General features: G+C 40.9%; 13 protein-coding genes. 7 read left to right on the top strand and 6 right to left on the bottom strand.

The features are described from left to right. Positions 1-61: 61 nt before the first annotated feature. Entirely contained in the window at positions 62-865 is an 804-nt protein-coding gene (locus tag FC98_RS09435; RefSeq protein ID WP_008855886.1) for a helix-turn-helix transcriptional regulator, read from the bottom strand. Between the two features lie 141 nt (positions 866-1,006). On the opposite strand from FC98_RS09435, the gene FC98_RS09440 reads away from it, so the two are divergent. Then, the gene (locus FC98_RS09440) at positions 1,007-2,941 is read left to right on the top strand and encodes a right-handed parallel beta-helix repeat-containing protein (RefSeq protein ID WP_056949490.1); all 1,935 of its coding nucleotides are present in this window, start codon (positions 1,007-1,009) and stop codon (positions 2,939-2,941) included. Positions 2,942-3,070: 129 nt separating this feature from the next. On the opposite strand, the gene FC98_RS09445 is transcribed toward FC98_RS09440, so the two are convergent. The 3 genes from FC98_RS09445 to FC98_RS09455 form a co-directional block, all read right to left on the bottom strand. Continuing rightward, positions 3,071-5,125 carry a glycoside hydrolase family 31 protein gene (locus FC98_RS09445; protein ID WP_008855884.1) on the bottom strand — a complete coding sequence of 685 codons (2,055 nt, stop codon included), beginning with the start codon at positions 5,123-5,125 and terminating at the stop codon, positions 3,071-3,073. 113 nt (positions 5,126-5,238) lie between these two features. Continuing rightward, positions 5,239-7,323 (bottom strand): glycoside hydrolase family 31 protein, encoded by a 2,085-nt coding sequence (locus FC98_RS09450; protein WP_056949491.1) that lies wholly within the window; start codon positions 7,321-7,323, stop codon positions 5,239-5,241. A 64-nt stretch (positions 7,324-7,387) separates the two neighbouring features. Then, positions 7,388-8,764, bottom strand: a complete 1,377-nt coding sequence (locus FC98_RS09455) for an MFS transporter (protein ID WP_008855881.1) — start codon at positions 8,762-8,764, stop codon at positions 7,388-7,390. 138 nt (positions 8,765-8,902) lie between these two features. On the opposite strand from FC98_RS09455, the gene FC98_RS09460 reads away from it, so the two are divergent. From FC98_RS09460 to FC98_RS09485, 6 genes are all read left to right on the top strand, one after another. Then, positions 8,903-9,853, top strand: coding sequence for an AraC family transcriptional regulator (locus tag FC98_RS09460; RefSeq protein ID WP_008855880.1), 951 nt, complete (start codon positions 8,903-8,905; stop codon positions 9,851-9,853). A 517-nt stretch (positions 9,854-10,370) separates the two neighbouring features. Continuing rightward, positions 10,371-11,672: an MFS transporter gene (locus FC98_RS09465; RefSeq protein WP_054655594.1), complete on the top strand. Its 1,302-nt coding sequence runs from the start codon at positions 10,371-10,373 to the stop codon at positions 11,670-11,672. Between the two features lie 99 nt (positions 11,673-11,771). Then, positions 11,772-13,100: a glycoside hydrolase family 30 protein gene (locus FC98_RS09470; RefSeq protein WP_056949492.1), complete on the top strand. Its 1,329-nt coding sequence runs from the start codon at positions 11,772-11,774 to the stop codon at positions 13,098-13,100. A gap of 184 nt (positions 13,101-13,284) precedes the next feature. After that, positions 13,285-15,321, top strand: a complete 2,037-nt coding sequence (locus FC98_RS09475; protein ID WP_054655596.1) for a DUF5776 domain-containing protein — start codon at positions 13,285-13,287, stop codon at positions 15,319-15,321. Between the two features lie 314 nt (positions 15,322-15,635). Continuing rightward, on the top strand, positions 15,636-15,983 hold the full coding sequence (locus FC98_RS09480; protein ID WP_008855875.1) for a hypothetical protein: 348 nt from the start codon (positions 15,636-15,638) through the stop codon (positions 15,981-15,983). Between the two features lie 485 nt (positions 15,984-16,468). Continuing rightward, entirely contained in the window at positions 16,469-16,795 is a 327-nt protein-coding gene (locus FC98_RS09485; RefSeq protein ID WP_008855874.1) for a DMT family transporter, read from the top strand. A 250-nt stretch (positions 16,796-17,045) separates the two neighbouring features. On the opposite strand, the gene FC98_RS09490 is transcribed toward FC98_RS09485, so the two are convergent. Next, positions 17,046-18,443: an amino acid permease gene (locus tag FC98_RS09490; RefSeq protein ID WP_008855873.1), complete on the bottom strand. Its 1,398-nt coding sequence runs from the start codon at positions 18,441-18,443 to the stop codon at positions 17,046-17,048. A gap of 224 nt (positions 18,444-18,667) precedes the next feature. Beyond that, the gene (locus FC98_RS09495; protein WP_040470962.1) at positions 18,668-19,111 is read right to left on the bottom strand and encodes an Lrp/AsnC family transcriptional regulator; all 444 of its coding nucleotides are present in this window, start codon (positions 19,109-19,111) and stop codon (positions 18,668-18,670) included. Between the last annotated feature and the right edge of the window lie 24 nt (positions 19,112-19,135).

Raw genomic sequence — 19,135 nt, forward strand, 5'->3', positions numbered from 1 at the left:
GAATAATAAAGAGGACGGCCTTTACTGGAATTGATTTTCCAGTAAAGGCCGTCCCCTTTATTTACCCTGAGATATAATTCTCCTGAATGGCTTTATCATACTTCGTAATTTTAGAAGATTTACGATACTGTGCTGGGCTATTACCATTTAATTCTTTGAAGTTACGATTGAAGGTTCTTAGGTTAGTGTATCCAACGTTAAATGCAATATCAGTCACTGGCATGGCCGTGTTCTTTAAGAGTTGCCGTGCCTTGGAGATCCGAAAGCTGTTGAGGTATTTTGTGTAGGAGATATTCAACGTTTTTTGAAAAAGCTTTGATAAATAAACGTAATCATAGCCGATCGAATTGGAAATTTGTTTTAATGTGCAAGCTTCTGTGTAATGATCATTAATGTAATCAATAATGAGATGGATGGTTGTTAATTGGGATGAAGCTTTTCGTGGTGCTAGGCGGGTTTGCTCGACAACCTTATTACAAAGGCCATAAAGAAAGCTTTTGATGCCAAAAATATTATTCAGATGGTCGAATTCGGGTGGGACGCTGTCAAAGATAACTGGGTTATCAGCGACTTGATCTTGATATTGTTCATTAAAGGCACTGATGATTTCGGGTGAAAATAAAATAATCGTGGCCACCGTGTTGGGTGACATATCAAAGCCGTGAAGCTGGTTGGGAAAGACAATGATAAACTGACGGGGATTGATATGATAAACATTGTCGTCAACTTGCTCTTGAACTTGTCCCCGGCGAACGTACAAGATTTCAAACGCCCGGTGAAGATGGATAGGGTAATTTAAGTCACTGACGTCAAAATGTTTAAAAATTGGTTTGGACTCTAGCCCAAAGTGTTGAAATAAGACCATTAGAATGGCTCCCTTTATTATGACAATTATTGTCTTACTTATAACAAATAATCAGCTATTTTACAACCTGTAAGCGCTGTAAAGTGGATCTATAAAGAAATAATGTCCCAAAAATTGGATTATTGAAAGGAGAGGTCCGCGTTGACGATCTTTCATGTTGCTAAAAATGGTGCCGATCAAAATAATGGTCAAGAACAGTCGCCATTATTAACGATTAACCGGGCGGTTCAGTTAGCAACACCAGGTGACTCGGTGATCGTCCACGAAGGCACCTATCGTGAATGGGTAAATCCATTGCGAGGGGGTGAACCCGGCAAGATGATTACTTATCAATCAGCCAAAGACGCTCATGTGATCATCAAGGGGTCTGAAGTAGTTGACCAGATTGAGGAATTGGGTCATGGAATTTGGAAAATGATGATTGATAATCAACAATTTGGTCATTTTAACCCATTTGCCTTTCCTTTAAGTGGCGACTGGTTGGAACAGCCTAATGGGCGTCATGCCGGTACGGTTTACATAAATGGTCAGGCATTATTTGAAGCAGCTGATTATAATGAACTGGCCACAGGCATTCCGACTACTAAAGTACGGGAATATATTACCCAAAAAGTTGTGGAGCGGCCTAACGCCCAGTGGAACAAGTATAAGTGGTATGCGGAAGTTAATGATCATCAAACCGTCATTTATCTCAATTGTCATGAGCTCAATGTTAATAAGCAGATGGTTGAAATTAGCGTTCGAAAATTTTGCTTTTACCCGAAGAAGCCGGGGCTAAATTATATTAAGATTGCCGGTTTTGAGATGGCTCAAGCAGCTACTAACTGGGCGCCACCAACCGCTGAGCAAGAAGGCTTAATCGGGGTGAATTGGTCCAAGGGCTGGGTTATTGAAAATAATGATATTCATGACGCCAAATGTTGTGGAATTAGCTTGGGATCGGTTCCATTAGCCAAAGCCAAACAAAATCGGTTTGCGAGCCGCCACGACCGGCCAGGATATCAGTATCAAATTGAAACGATGTTTGAAGCTTACAACAAACATTGGGATAAAACTCACATTGGATCTCATATTATTAGAAATAATCGAATCCATGACTGCGGCCAAGCCGGAATTATTGGCTTCCTCGGCGGTATTTTTTCGACAATTTCAGATAACCATCTTTATAATATTGGGACTCGGTATGAATTTGGCGGTTGGGAAATTGCAGCCCTTAAATTGCATGCGCCAATTGATGTTAAGATCGAACACAACTTAATTGATCATTGTACGTTGGGAACTTGGCTAGACTGGCAGGCCCAGGGAACGCGATTGTGCCGGAATACCTACGTGGACAATTTGCGGGATCTTCTTTTAGAAGTTAATCACGGGCCGTTCTTAGTGGATGATAATGTGCTGCTCTCCGAAGAAGCCATTAACGAATTTTCTCAGGGTGGCGCCTATGTTAATAATTTGATTGGCGGCAAGGTCGTGATTCAGTCAGTCTTGAACCGCACCACGCCTTATCACCAACCTCATTCGACAAAACTAAAAGGATATGCTTGTATTTATGGTGGTGACGATCGGTATTTCAATAATTTGTTTGTTGGCCAAGTAGGAATGGCAAATGTTAATCAACAAATTGGCACCAGTATTTACGATGGTAGCCCGACATCAATGAAATCCTTCATTGCTGCTATTGAACAGCGATTGCCCGGGGATATCGAGTTATTTGAAACGATTCGCCAACCGGCCTATATTAACCATAATTGTTATCTCGGTGGTGCCCAGGCGTTTTCCGAAGAAGCTGAGAATATTCAGTTGGAAAAGTGGGATGCTCAGGTAAAGGTGACGGTTGATCAGTCAAAAGCGGTACTACAAATTAACATTCCCAAAGACGTCATCAATTTTTCTGTTCCAGTTCAAAATACCAAATCTTTGGGAAGAGTAAGACTTGCTGATGCAATTTTTGATGACCGGGATGGAACGGAATTATGCATGACTGAAGGCATAGATGAAGATGTTCATTCGGCTAAAAGAGTTGTGGGACCGTTTGCTCAGTTAAAGCAAGGAATTAACCGGATTGTTCTATTTTAAATTTTAATATAAAGTGTTTTTTAGAAAATTGACACAATCTTTCAAAAAGTCGGTAAGAATCAAATTCATTCATTTGATTCCTGCCGACTTTTTGAAATTTAAAGCGATCATATTTTATTCAAGGTCTAATTAGTTCTGAAGGACCATAAAAGATTCTTTTAAGTTAGTGTACTGATCGGCCCGGACAAATACTGGTATTTGTGCGATGGGTGTTTTAACGGTGATAGTGGTTCCACCAACTGAAGCTGTACCGTTGAAAACGTCAACCCAATCAATTCCTTTGGGAAGATAAACTTGTCGAGAAGATTCGCTTGCATGTAGCACTGGTGCTACCAAGATACTATCACCAAACATATATTCGTTTTCAATTGACCAAGCGTTACCGTCGCTTGAAAAATCGTAAAATAATGGTCTTATAACTGGTGTCCCTTTTTCGTGGGCAGCAAGCATTTGCTTTTTAATATATGGTTTGAGGGCAACTCTTAGGTTTAGGTAGTGGCGCATGATTTGATAGGCGCTTTCACCATAGGCCCACGGCTCGGTTGGACCGCCAGAAGGCATTTTGCCACCGCCATCTTGGCTTAATGGTTCAGTATGGGGTTCACGGTCACCATGCATCCGCATCACTGGGCAGAAAGTTGCGAATTCAAACCAGCGGGTTACTAACTCTCTAAACTGAGGATCATTGTCAACGCCACCGTGGAAGCCTCCGATATCAGTTGTCCACCAGGGAATACCAGCAATTGCCATATTGAGGCCGATTGCTAACTGATTTCGAAGTGATTGGAAACTTGAATCAATATCGCCGGACCAAACGAGGGCACCGTACTTTTGGCTGCCTGCCCAAGCACTTCTAACCAGATTGATCACTTGATTATCGCCGCTGTCCTTCATGCCGTCGTAAATGGCTTTTGAATAAGTGACGGGGTAGAGATTGCCGACTTGTAAATTACTGCCATTGTAATAACGATAATTGTCAAAATCGTAAACGGTGTATTCTGGCTCAGCTTCGTCAAGCCAAAATAAATCAACCCCTTTATCAAAGTAATTGTTCTTCAACAACTGCCATAGGTACTTTTGGGCGTTGGGGTTCGTAAAATCAACAAAGCCATTATTCCCCAAGAAATTCATCGTGATTGGGACTCCCCGTTCTGTTTGAATAAGGTAGCCTTTTTCCTTCATATCGCTATAATGTGAGCTGGTCTCATCAACAGTTGGCCATACTGATACCATCAGTTTGATGCCCATCTGGTGTAGCTCAGTGATCATTTCTTTGGGGTTCGGCCAATAAGTTGGGTCGAACGTGTATTCGCCGGACTTTGGCCAATGGAAGTAATCGATCACAATGACGCTAATTGGCAAGTGGCGTCGCTTGAATTCACGAGCGGCTTCCAATAGCTCATCTTGGGTTCGATAGCGTAACTTACATTGCCAATAGCCCATCGCATAATCTGGCATCATTGGCACGGTACCGGTAACGGCGGCATACTGTTCCTCAATTTGACTGGGTGTATCCCCACCCGTTATCCAGAAGTCCAGTTCCTTTGTCGAAAGGGCGTGCCATTCAGTCATGTTTTTAGCAAAACTCACGTCACCGATAGCTGGATTGTTCCAAAGCATCCCATATCCTTGATTAGAAAGGACAAAGGGAACGCTTGCCTGAGAATTTCGGTGAGCTAACTCTAATTTTGTATTTTTTAAATCAAGAAAGTCTTGTTGATATTGGCCCATGCCAAAGAGTTTTTCGTCTTGATTAGCTTCAAAACGGACCTTTAATTCAAAATCCCCACCAACCAATGGTTTAAACTCCCTAGAATCAATGTTTAAGGCACTGTTGAAATGGCTGACTTTAGTTGTATCAACGCTACTAGTCATGTCATCGATTCGGTTACGTTGATACCCCTTTAATAACAACTTATTGTCTTGATTATAGAAACTGAGATTTTTAAACGGATCAATTTTAGCCGTCAAATTGCCATTGGTAATTGAACCAGTATTTTGGTCCTTATTGATCGTAATAACGGGTTCGGCAGTTGGTACTTTCATGGTGAGGGCGTTGGCATGGCCTGTATAAGCGGGGTACCTTGTACTACGAATACGGAAACTGTTCCTCCCCCATGGACGGATTTCAAGTAATTCATTACCATTTCTTAGATATAGGCAATCATCTTTTTCGTAGATCATATGAACGCTCCTTTAAATTATTTTAGATATTAGAATTTGTCGTTTTACGTCAATCACTCACTAATCGGTATGTTAGAAACGACGCCGGTCGGTGAGTGATTAAGAAACTGATTTTAGTTAGAAACGGTTAAGTCTTTAAAGGCATCTTTTAGTTGTGGATAATCGGCCGCTTTAACAAAGATCGGAATATTGTTGATATCAACTTGATAATCCAGTGTTTGACCGCCATCAAGGGCTTTACCAGTAATCGCATCCACCCAGTCTTGGTTTGCAGGTAAATAGACTTGGCGAGAAGTTGAATCAGTTTTGGCGTATAGGACAGGGGCAACGAGAATGCTGTCACCAAACATGAATTCATCTTCAATCTTCCAGGCACGTGGATCCTCAGGGAAGTTATAAAATAGGGTTCTCATGACTGGGTCGCCATTTTCGTGAGCCTGCTTCATAGTTTGCCTGGTATAATCGCGTAATTGTTCTCGCAAATTCATATAACGGACCATGATTTGGTAAGCGTCTTCGCCATAATTCCATGGCTCAGTTCCAGCACCAGCAGGCATTTTGCCGCCACCTTCATTACTCAATGGCAAAGTATGGGGTTCACGGTCGCCATGCATTCTCATGACGGGACAGAACGTAGCGAATTGAAGCCAGCGGGTAACAAGTTCACGGAAATCAGGGCTGGTATCAACGCCACCATGAAAGCCACCAATATCGGTTGTCCACCAAGGAATTCCGGCCATTCCCATGTTGAGGCCAATCGCCAACTGATCACGCATGGATCTAAACGATGAATCAATATCGCCGGACCATACTAAGGCACCATAACGTTGGCTGCCTGCCCAAGCGGATCTGACTAAGTTGACAATTTCGGTTTTGCCTTCGGACTTCAAGCCATCGTAAAATGTTTTTGAATAGTCTAAGGGGTACCGGTTTCCAACTTGAAGGACGCTTCCTTTTTCGTAACGATAATTATCAAAGTCATAAACTGTGAATTCAGGCTCGGCTTCATCTAGCCAGAAGAAATCAACACCGTTATCGTAGTAGTTCTTTTTAATTAAATGCCATACGTACTTTTGAGCATCAGGATTGGTAAAGTCAACAAAACCGTTGTTGCCTTGGAATGTCATTGTGATCGGGACTCCGCGATCAGTTCCTACCAAGTAGCCCTTCTCATTCATTTCTTCAAAGTTATCTCCAGTTTGATCGACCGTTGGCCAAACTGAAACCATTAGTTTAATTCCCATTTTGTGTAATTCTGTGGTCATGGCCTTTGGATCTGGCCAGTATTTTTTGTCGAAACTGAAGTCTCCGGATTTTGCCCAGTGGAAGAAGTCAATAACGATCACGTTGATTGGCAAACCGCGCTTTTTAAATTCGTGGGCAGCTTCAAGTAATTCTGTTTGGGTTCGATAGCGTAATTTGCACTGCCAATAGCCTAATCCGTATTCGGGCATCATTGGTACCTTCCCGGTAACGTTAGCGTATTGATGTTCAATTTCTCTTGGCGTTTTGCCAGCCGTGACCCAATAATCAAGTTCTTTAGTCGAACGGGCATGCCATTCGGTGATGTTTTTAGAAAATTTGACATCACCAATAGCCGGATTGTTCCAGAGAAAGCCATAACCCAGGCTCGAAACGTAGAAAGGAACGGTTGCTTGAGAATTTCTGTCAGCAAGTTCTAAGCTAGCATCTTTTAAGTTAACGAAGTTTTGCTGATATTGACCCATTCCGTAAATTCTTTCATCAGAATTTGCTTCGAAACGAGCCCGTAATTCAAAATCACCACCGGGGATGGCTTTGAATTCACGTGGATCAAGGTTTAAAGCGCTGTTAAAATGTTCTACTAAGGATGTATCAACTTCTTCTCCCGTTTGACCAACGTCTGAACCACCGGCTAAACTTCGCTGGTATTCGTCTAGCAGGAGCTTACCAGTTTCGTTATAGTAAGAAATCTTATGCCAACGGTCGATTTTTGCGGTAATATTGCCATTGGTAATGCTGGCAACTTCACCAGCATCGTCAATTTTAATTTGAGCGGATTCTTTTTCATTTGACAATGGTAACAAAGCGTTAAGGCCATTCTTAAAATGATCATAGTGGGTTGAACGGACTCGGAAGCTATTGGTGCCCCAAGGTTGAATCTTAACTAACTCACGGCCATTTCTTAAGAACAAACTGTTGTTTTCTTTGTAAATCATGGTTAACCTCCATTTTTTAAACTAGGATATCAAGGTATCATCACTAGCGCGCCGATCGAATCGTCTATTTCCGAGTCTTCGATAAATCACTTGTAATCTTTGGCTCCATCTTTTCATATTTTTGATACATTAACAGTGGTATGATAGCGATTCCGTAGCCAATGATTGTGATCCAGTGGAATGAAATTTTAATTCCAGAGAGGGCTTGGGCCGTTTGAGCATGGTTAGCAACGTAACCGAAAAAGGACATCACTTTTCCGTTTAACACGCCCGCTAAGCCTTGCCCCATTGAAATGCAGAATGAGGAACCAATTGTTGTTAAGATTCCAGCAGCGTTAACGCCGTTTTTCCACTCACCATAATCAACAGCGGAGCCAAGCATTGCGAATGGCATTGAGACCGCAATTCCAGAACCAACGTTGGCAATTAACCAGCCGATAATTGTTCCTGTAAGGTTTAATCCAGAAAGCATGATAATAAATTGACCAAGAACGGCTCCAACTAACCCCATAATCCAAATTCGGTTTTTAGACATGAACCTATTAAAGAATGGGATGGCGATAACACCGACAACCTGAATAATTGAAATCGAGTTAAAGAGAGTAACTAAACTCTTATTATTAAAGTAGTAAGTAAAGTAGTACACCATTGATTGCTGGCGGCCTTGTTGGGCGATCCAGAAAAGAAAGTTTGCCAAGACAATAATGAACCATGGCCAATTGTTCTTCATTGCGTGGATACTACGGCCTAGTGTTACTCTTTCACTGTTTGGAACAATTACTCGTTCTCTAACATGGAAGAATGAAAACAGTTGACCAGCTAAACACAGTATCGCGAAGATAATGACGAAAATTCTAAACCCTTTAATATCATTGCCCTTACCAAAGAAGGCAACGAGTGGCAATGTCAATGAATTAACAACAAACACTCCAAGATTGGAACCAACCAACCGCCAAGAATTCAAAACGACCCGTTGATCAGGATTTGATGTTAGTAATGGTAAAATTGTTGTAATTGGTGCGTTAATTCCAAGGAAGAAGGCACCATAGATTAAGTAAACGATCGTGCAGTAAAGGATTTTTCCATGGGTGTCAAGCCCAGGCGTCCAGAATAGGAGAATAGCGGCAGCAATATAGGGAATCGAAAGCCAGAGAAAATACGGTCGTGCTTTTCCATACTTTGAATGAGTCAAGTCGATGGCCATTCCCCAAAACGGTGTCATAACTGCATCCCCCACTCGGGCAATTAGTAAAATCGTTCCAGCAGCCGCAATAGGAATCAAGGCGACATCCGTAAAGTAATACATTAAGTAACTTCCAACAATCGTGCTAATTAATTGCCCAGAAAAATCAAAATTAGCATAACTAAGCCGCTCCAGAAAGCCGACTTTTTTACTAGTCGACCCAGCTGGATAGCTTATAGTGGTATTTTTAGTTTTCACAAGAATTCAACCCTTTTCAAATTTTGATGGTAGAACCGACAAAGAAAGTTAAAATCAAACTATGTTCAAATTTTGTTTTGTAACCGATTACAAAACCAATTATATTAATTTACTTGTAGACCTAAAACTACTAAAATTATGAAGAAAGTGCACAAATCAAAACGGGAGGTGGACATTATCGGTAAAAAAGTATACAAATTTTGGATGAACGTGCCGTTTACCTTTTTTAAAGCTGGTCAATATTCTGCCAATGCCGGCTGGAAACATAAAGATATTATTAACGATGGTGATTATGAATTATTCATTGTGTTGACAGGAGTTGCTTATATCCAAATTGGCTCTGAGCGATTTCAACTTAAAAAGCATGATTGTCTCCTAATTCCACCGCATGTCCGTCACGTTGGGTATCAAGAATCGCCAGACAATACAAACTATTATTGGCTGCACTTTTACTCTAGCGGGCCAGTCCAATCAAGTTATGACTCGCACATTGATAAGCAAAAGGTTGAGGTGATTGTGCCACAGATTTTTAATATTCTGAATTTTGATCGGGTGACAATTCTAATTCGCCAATTGTTGGATGCGGCGAATGAACGGTTAGTTGTCAGTTTTACGACCAATTATTTTGTTTCAAGTATTGTCATTGAATTATGCAATCAATATTTATCACAAATAAAGGGAAATGAGTCCGAACTTCACTCTACGCGATTTGAATTAATCAAAAATTGGATTCGAATTCATAGTCATGACGACTTAACGGTCTATTTGGTTGCGGAACACTTTGATATCACACCAGCCTATTTGACAAGACTATTTAAAAAGTACGAGGGGATAACGACCGTTCAGTTTATCAATCGTGCTAAGATCCAACAAGCTAAGGAGTTACTTTTAACAACAGAAATGTCCATTAAGCAAATTGCCTTAGAACTTGGCTTTCAAAGTGAAAAATACTTTTTTAGATTATTTAAGCATGAAACCCAAGTAACTCCGACACAGTTTAGAAATTCATTTGACAAAACGTATCTTAATAATTTGGCGGTTGATCCACCGATTGCGAAGCCTAATCAAATTTGGAAGAATAAAGATTAAGCATTGTCTCTGGCCACGATGACTATCATTGATCATCGTGGCTTTCTTTTGCCTTTTTGAGTAAGTGAGCAAAAACACGTGACTAAAGGCATTTGATCAATTTGGAGGGGTAACTTGTAAACACGAAAGACAAATAATGTCCAATAATAACCAAATATAAGCATATCGGTAAGTTCGTTTTAAAGATAAACTAACGGTGTACTTAATTAAGTCACAGTTTTTGGAAAGCGCTTTTAAAAGCTGACCTCGAATGAGGGTATTTTTTTGCAAGTGAATGAAAGCGGTTGCGAGTCGAACGGTGATAAATGTCTGTAACGGCAATTAAATGGCAGTGACGACTGTCAGAGATTTTTGCAATTTTGATAGAATTAACCGCGCTGGATTGCTCGCAACTGATCTCATGCACTTGTAGTTAAGAATTTGAGTTAAGTTATTGTCCAAATTGTAAGCGAATCCAAAAGTAGTTTTGGAAACGTTGAACATGGAATTACTATTATGAATAGAAAAGGTGAATATAATGGCACAAAATCAAAATGTTCCAGAATGGCATGGAACTGTTCTAGACAGTGAGCAACCAAAGAAACCAATCAAAATTGGGATTGCCACTGGGATTGGGGCACTTCTCTGGTTGGGACCTTACTTAGGTGTCAACGGGGTTTTACTTCCCGCTAAGGTTCAACAAATTATTCCGTCTGACAAGGCCCAAGTTGTTGCTTTACTTGCTTCAGCCGCAATGATTGCCGCAACATTGGCAAATATCATTATCGGTGGTTTCTCAGATATTACTCGGTCACGATTTGGCCGGCGGACGCCATGGATTATCGCGGGCTCAATTGGTAGTTTACTAACGCTTCTTTGGTTCAATATGTCTGGCACCGTGGCGATGATGGTGGTTGCCTGGTGTTCGTATCAAATATGTTTGAACGCCATTGTTGCCCCATTACTGGCATTCTTACAAGACCAAGTTGCCCCTAAGAACCGAGGAACGATTTCTTCAATTTACGCCTTCGGTTACGTTATTGGTCAGTATGGTGGTCAAGTTGTCGGGGCGCAATTCTTGAGTCACGTCAGCACCGGTATCATTGTCATGGCCTTCTTAACATTACTCTCTGGCCCAATTGCTGCAGCTATTGTTCGCGAACCATCAAGCTTAGGAATGCCTAAAAAGCACTTCACTGCTGGCATGGTTGTCCAAAACTTTATCTTCCCATTGCACCACGCAAAAGACTTCTACCTGGCACTATTTGGTAAGTTATTAATCAACACCGCTACGACTGCAATCATGGGTTATCAATTGTACATCTTGAGTGACTACATTCAGTTGAATACTGGTGGTCAACAGAAGTACATCTCAATCATTAACATGATGCTGATGGTTACTGCGATTATCATGTCAATTTCTGCTGGTCCTGTTTCTGACTGGATGAAGAGTCGTAAAATCCCAGTATTTATTGCCGCATTGCTAGTTGCTGTTGGTGTTGCCTTCCCAATGTTAAGCAACAATCCATGGACCATGTTAGTTTATGGGTTACTTGCTGGTCTTGGAATGGGAATCTTCTTCGCTGTTGACCAAGCTCTTAACTTGGAAGTTCTACCAAATCCACAGACTGCTGCCAAAGATTTGGGTATTTTGAACTTAGCTAACACTGGTTCACAAATTATTGGACCTATCGTTGCTGCAACAATTGTTACGATGTCACACGGTAGTTACTTCGGAATCTTCCCAGTTTGTGCCGGGTTAGCACTTGTCGGTGGGATTATGATCCTCTTTGTCAACGAACACCGAGACGTTAAGGTTCAAGAATCAAACGCTAAGTAATTAATCGGTATCAAGCGGTTTTAAGATGTTCTGTCTTTACCATCTTGGAGCTGTCATAAACAAAGTAAGGACAAATACAAGATAGAGGTGAAATTATTTATGAGTGCAACACAAATCGAAAGTACTCAAGACTCAAAGCTCGTAAAGAGTGAGTTAAGTACCACGACTGAAAAACTTCATAATAATCTCGTGGTCGGCACCGAGAAGCGTCAAGAAATTTGGGGCTTTGGTCAGACTTTTAACGAATTAGGCTGGCAAGCATTACAAAGCCTATCAGAAGAAAAACGTAACCAAATTTTAGACGATTTATTTAAGCCTGGAGATGGTGAAAATTACCGAATCTGCCGGATTCCAGTTGGTGCCAGTGATTACGCAATTAACTGGTACAGCTGTGACGAGACCCCTGACGATTATGATCTGAAGGATTTCTCAATTGAACGTGATAAAAAATATCTAATTCCATATATTAAAGCGGCTATGAAACGCAATCCTGATATTGTTTTCTCTGCATCACCATGGAGTCCGCCAACCTGGATGAAGACAAAGGCCGTTTATAATTACGGAATTGTTAAACACGATCCAAAGGTCCAACAGGCTTATGCTAATTACTTCGTTAAGTTTATTAAGGCTTACGAAGCAGAAGGCATTCACATCAGCCAGTTGTTCCCCCAAAACGAGCCACAGCGTGATCAACCATTCCCATCATGTTACTGGACGGGTGAAGAATTGCGTGACTTCATCAAGAACTACCTTGGCCCAACTTTCGAAAAAGAAGGTTTGACTACTGATATCTGGTTAGGAACTATTAACTCACCACTTGAAGATACTGAGATGACTAAGGATGAAACCACTGATTATCCAGTTATTACGGAAACTGTCTTGTCCGATCCTGACGCTTACAAGTACGTTAAGGGAGTTACTTACCAATGGGCTGGTAAATCAGTTCTCCAACGAACTGTTCAAGCCTTCCCAGAATTGAACTATTTCCAGTCAGAATCTGAGTGTGGGAACGGTAAGAATACGTGGACTTACGGGGAATACGTCTTCAACTTGTTCCGTCACTACATCAGCAATGGTGTTAATGGTTATATGTACTGGAACTCTGTTTTACAAGATGGGGAAAGTACCTGGGGCTGGTTACAAAATAGTATGATCTCAGTTGACTCAAAGACTGGTGAATCAACTTATAACCCTGAATATTACGTTATGAGACACTATGCGCATTATGTTCAACCAGGTGCTCACCTGCTTTCATATGGTGGTCACGCTTCTGGTGAAGCAACCGCATATGAGAACCCAGACGGCAGTATTGTTGTGGTTATGTCAAACAGCATGAACCATGACCGCGATATTACCATTGATGTTAAAGGTGAAACGTACAAGGCTCACCTGAAGGAACACTCATTTGAGACGTTCATCTTCGAATAAGCTATAACAAGAGTAACAACCAACTTACACTTAAAAAGGGGACGGGGGATATAAAATGCTTCGTCTTCTCTTTTTTACAAAAATGACTTATCTTTTATAAGCAAAAATCACCACTGTTAGTGCTCTGCTTGTAGGATAATCATAAATGGATTAGAAAAATAGTGAGAACTGAAAGGACTACAACATGCAAAATAGTGTACGAAACTTCACAAAGTGGCGTGGAATTGCCAAGCTTATTGGAATGGTAGCAATACTAATCAGTTTCGGAATTGTTTCTGCAAAAAGCGTAAAAGCCGATATCAATACGCAAGCAACACCGATGACCGCGCTCGTCTATGATTCAGCAACTAAAAAAGCTTCTCAAAATGGTGGATTCTTGAATAATAAGAATTATGGTGCTCTATCTCCTCGGGTTATTGAATTGAAGCATCAAGCAAATGCCAAAGATAATGGTAGATTACTATTAACTTTCGAGCAGGTAATTACTAATAACGAATCAAAATCTGGGAAACATCCTGTTTTTCCAATTTATGAGAGTGATGATAATGGACAAACATGGAATCATGTGACCGATGTTTCGGAGCCACAAAATGTTCATAAAGACTGGGGGATGATGAATTGCCCACAGCTCTACGAATTGCCTCAGAAGATTGGTGACATGGACGCCGGAACGATTGTTCTAGCTGGAGATGCAACCCCTAATGACTTGAGTAATACTGATTTACAATTTTTCTCAAGCAAAGACCTTGGCCGTGGTTGGAACTATATGAGTAGCATTGCCAAAGGTGGTCAGAACCCAACAAATAAGATGGGTGACGACCCGGTTTGGGAACCGTATTTGATGGTTTACAATAACAAGTTGATTTGTTACTACTCCGATGAGACTGACAATTCCGTTAAAGCTGGGAACCAAAAGATCGTTCACAAAACAACCAATGATGGCATGAATTGGAGTAATGCTGTTGATGATGTTAATTATGACAAGCTTGCATCAGGCCAGAGTGAACGTCCGGGCATGCCAACGATTGCTCAATTTCAAGATGGCCAGTTTGCAATGACATTTGAACATCAAGGATATGCCCCAAAGGGAATTTCATCTGTGAAGTTTACCAAGGATCCAGAAAATTGGAATGCTACTACCGAAGGATATGTTGTTGAGCCTAAGGAAGGGGCACCATACATTACAACGTTGAATAATGGAAAAGTGGTTTTCAATGATACCGCATATGACCGCATTTTCGTGTTCAATAGTGCGGACGATATGAAACAAGGAATTGCTCATGCAACCCCATACGATACACAGCTCGGGCATTCATATAATCGTCAGACACTTGCATTAGCTAACGGACAATTAATGATTGCTAACGGTGGTAACTGGGACGGCAATAATAAGATTCGTGTTGAAACATTAAATGTCGGTGATACTGCCCAGCAAGGCAAAGTTATTATTCACTACGTTGATCAAGATGGTAAATCAATTGCTCCAGATGATTCATCAGCTACCGGTATCGTTGGTACTGGATATGATGTCACAAAATTAACTCAAAAATCAGTTAGTGGTTATCAGTTGAAAGCTGTTACTAATGGTCAGCAGAATTTAACTGGGAACTTCGGTGCTGATCCAATCAACATTACAGTTAGTTACCAAGCTAAGCAGCCAGTACCTGCCCCGGATAATAATGGTGGCAACAATTCAACGACCACTCCAACGGTAACAACCCCTTCAACCTCAAGCACTTCGACCAGCTCGACTAACAGTTCTTCAAATAGTCAGCCAGCCAAACCGACCAGCGAGGTAACCAAGGTTAAACCGTTTATGGCTTATGCCAAACGAGCCGTTTACAAGTATGATCAAGTCACGTTTACCCGTTCAGCTCGTGAAAGCAAAGTTGCCAAGGGAACCGCGATGAAAGTGGTTGCGATTGCTAAGTCAGCGAATGGGGTTAAGCGTTACAAGTTGAGCGATGGTACGTATGTAACTGCTAAGGCTTCGTTTGTAGCACCACTGTATTTGACAAAGAACGTTAAGAAGCTGCAGGTGATCAACAAGCACGGTGTATACGAATACAAGGGTCAAACCTTTGCGAAGAAGAATCGGGCCAAGCACATCAAGCGCGGAACGACTTTGAAAGTGAAGAAAGTTGTTACCCATCACTTAACGACGCGTTATCAATTAACGAATGGTAATTACGTAACAGGAAATGCGAAGTTTGTCAGATAATTTTGCGAATCGCCAATTTAATTTTGGTAATACTTTACATTCCACATAACCCCATTTGTGGATCGACAAAGGATTAAAATAAGATGCCGTCGAAAATTCTGACTTTTTGGTGGAGATGAAATGGCTACAAAAAATGTCCACAATCTTTTTGAATAATGACTAGAAGTTTATCAACCCAGTGACTATGCTCTAGGCGAACGGTTAGAAGAACTCTTCTCTGTTCAAGAGAGATCAATGAATAGGGATTGTCCTCATCGTTGTTTTGAGTGTTTTTCGTTTTGTTTTTGTTCTAATTGGAAGAGAGGAAGAGAATTATGACAAATACAACGAATTGGCAAGTAGCTTTGAAGTCTCAAATTGATTTTAGAAACTTTATTGAAGATTATTTCCAGGGACACGATGAATTAACTGGCAGGTATAGCAATACAGCTTATTATGAATACTACACAGTTCGCCTTGGAAGCTCGGACAATTTGCAGATCACGATGCAAACTGGCGTTACTGCACCCGCCAATTTTGGCTTGAATCAAGTGCCTTATAAGGATGTCGAGACAATTTCGATTGAACAATTTAGGCAGTTGATTTTGAATAAGAAGTTTGCCGAGAAGGGGGTCTCGCTCGCTGATGCATTTAAAGCGGTTGCGGGCGTTCCTGGTGCTTAGATTTAAGATTGTTTGCAAGGTGTTGCTTTGCAATGTAATTGTACAATTTTCGGGGTTCAAATATATTAGGATAGGATATCTGGATTTCTGAGTTAATCCAAGTATTAAAGGTAAACCGGGCAGTCTTGGCTATCTACTAACGCCTGTTCGGACATTTTGTAATGTCGACTAAAATGAAGTATTGTTATCAATTGATACTTTACCAAGCGGGAGAGGTCAGTTAACTTCATTGTTGACAAACATTTTTTCCACGATTAGAATTACAGTCATAAAATTAAGTATGCTTGTTGGTAGCTAAGCAGTTTCAGACGCTAACCTAGGAAATTATTCCCAGGCTGCGTCTTTTTATTTTCTGGAGGATGTGGTTTTGAAATCATTTGATGGGTTCGATGACGACAGTTATGTAGTTGCTTGGGAGACCTTGTGGTAGTTTACTTAAACTTTGTTGATAAGTTGATATTGAGTTCGATCAATTAAGGAGGTTAATGATGGGATACTTGTTTTTAACTTTGGCAATCTTAGGCGAACTGGTTGGGACTAATTTATTAAAAGCTTCAGTTGGCTTTACGGTTCTTTGGCCTACAATTGGGGCACTTGGTGCTTACGGGGCATGCTTTTATTTTCTTGCTATTGCAATGAAAAGTGTTAATTTAAACGTTGCGTATGCGCTATGGGCAGGCTTGGGGATTGTGTTAACGACGGTTATTGCCGTTATTGTATGGAAAGAGCCGATTAACTTTGCTAGCCTTTTGGGAATTGGTTTAATTGTTTTAGGTGTTGTTGTGTTAAATCTATACGGTGCAAGTCATTAAGGCTCATTATTTCGGTTGTAATGGTAACTTTAATTACCACTTTTATCCTGTAGAAAGCTGTGCCAGACTGCAGATCCCAGAATTTAACTAAAAATACCATCATTCCCAGTTTGGGGTGATGGTATTTTTGGCTAAATTTTGAGATCTAAAATGCTATTTTAGTCTCTAATACAAATAAAACCAGCAGCCCAATGCTAGAAATAGCGTTTGGCTGCTGCTCTTATTTTATATATTGGAGGTCTATTTAAAACTACTGTTCCGCATCTGCTGCAACCAAACTGCGTTGGTGCAAGTAAGTAACACCACCAAACACAACGGTCCAGATAATAGCACCAACTGCGCCGATAATGTCTTCAGGTATGAAGAACAGGGTGATGAAGATAATGGCAAAAAATGCAATGGTGAGTGGGCTCGTAACCGAGTACCACGGCATTTTAAAGCCATCAGGCAAGAAATCAGATGATTCCCGGTACTTTCTGTGGGCAATCATTGCCAACGCGTAAACGATGATATACATATCATTAGACGAACCAGCCACAATTGTGAAGACTGATGCGGTTGCGCTGGTTAAGCTCATGATTGGTGTGATCAGAAGGAACAACGCTGAAACGATGATTGCTGCAGCTGGGACGCCGTTCTTAGAAATCTTAGCAATGTGTTTGTGCATCCAACTGTCTTCGGGATTTTCCTCAGCAATTTGATACATATGGCGGCCGGCGGAGAAGATGAAGCTATTCAGCGATGAAGAAGCGGACGTCAAGACAACAAAGTTAATGACGGCAGCGGCAGCGGGGAACCCAGCGAGCTTAAATACCTGAACAAATGGGCTGCTGGCGGCATTGAGGTGGGTCCAAGGAATAATCCCCATAATTACAATGAGGGCGCCAAAGTAGAAAATTAGGATTTTCAATAAAGTTTCGTTAACAGCTTTTTTGATAATTCGATGTGGCGTTTCAGCTTCACCAATGGTAATGCTGACAAATTCAATTCCTTGAAAGGCAAAAAAGACCATTGGAAAGGCTGAGATAAAGCCTAACCCGCCATGGGGAAACATGGTGAAGTTGTGAAAGATATTTTGGATGGAGGCGTGTCCCAGCGGGGTAACAGAGTGGCTGAACATCATGAAGACACCAGTAGCGATTAAGGCCAAAATGGCGATAATCTTAATCAAAGCGAACCAAAATTCAGCCTCCCCAAACACCTTAGCAGCAATTAGGTTAACTGAGGCTAACGTTCCTAAGAAGACCAACTGAATAATCCAAGAAGGAATGGTTGGGAACCAGAACTGGATATATGTAGAGATGGCAGTGATTTCGGCCATGGCACAAAAGGAAAGTCCTAACCAGTAGGTCCACCCAGTGAAATGACCGACTGTGGGGCCTAAGTAACGGGTAATAAAGGCAACAAAGGTATGTTGCGATGGATCAGAATAAAGCATTTCACCAATGGCCCGCATCATTAAGAAGAAAAAGATACCTAAAACTAAATAAACTAATAATATTGATGGGCCAGTCTTGCTAATGGTAGTTCCAGAACCGAGAAATAACCCAGTACCGATTGTGCCGCCAATCGCAATCATTTGAACATTTCGATTGCTGAGGGAACGCATTGTGCCATCGGCGTTTTCAGTAATATGAGATTTTTCCATAAACTAACTTCCTCCCTGTTGATAATAGATAATAAATTAAATTAGAAGTTCTCTAATCAAACTGAAATTATCCTACCACAAGAGGAGCTAATACCGTGATATTCAACAGAAAGTTTTAACATCATTTTGTAATTTGGAAATATTTTTTATGAAAAAAAGGTAAAAGATAGTTCCAGCCTATGAAAATAAAGAATTTGTTTTCATCTCGTTGTCAGAAATAAAAGTTACTCCTCCCCCGGTAACTTCAACGGCCGTGGACCAATATTGGTAGTAAAGGCAACGTTGGTATGCGTGTTACCAAATTCTTTGAGGGAAGCGTTAAATTCATTAAGTTCGGTCATATTTTTATAGAAGACTTTAAGTTGAACAGCAGCGTCTCCAGTGATGTAGTTGCACTCCACAACGTTAGGAACCTTTGAGACAAAATCGACAAATTTTGGCAATTCCTTGTAACTAACATCAATTCTGACGAATGCTTTAATGAGGTAACCTAACTTTTCATAATTGACATTGGCAGTATAACCATTGATAAAGCCGTGGTTCTCGAGATTTTGCAATCTAACGGAGGCTGACGGGGCAGAAATAAAACAACGCTCAGCGATACTTTTAACTGATGCGCGGCCATCCTCTTGAATAATATTTAGAATTTTGCGGTCTAATTTATCCATCTGGTCCGTTCCTCTTCTCTTAAT

Source organism: Lentilactobacillus kisonensis DSM 19906 = JCM 15041 (genome assembly GCF_001434135.1).
Classification (GTDB): domain Bacteria; phylum Bacillota; class Bacilli; order Lactobacillales; family Lactobacillaceae; genus Lentilactobacillus; species Lentilactobacillus kisonensis.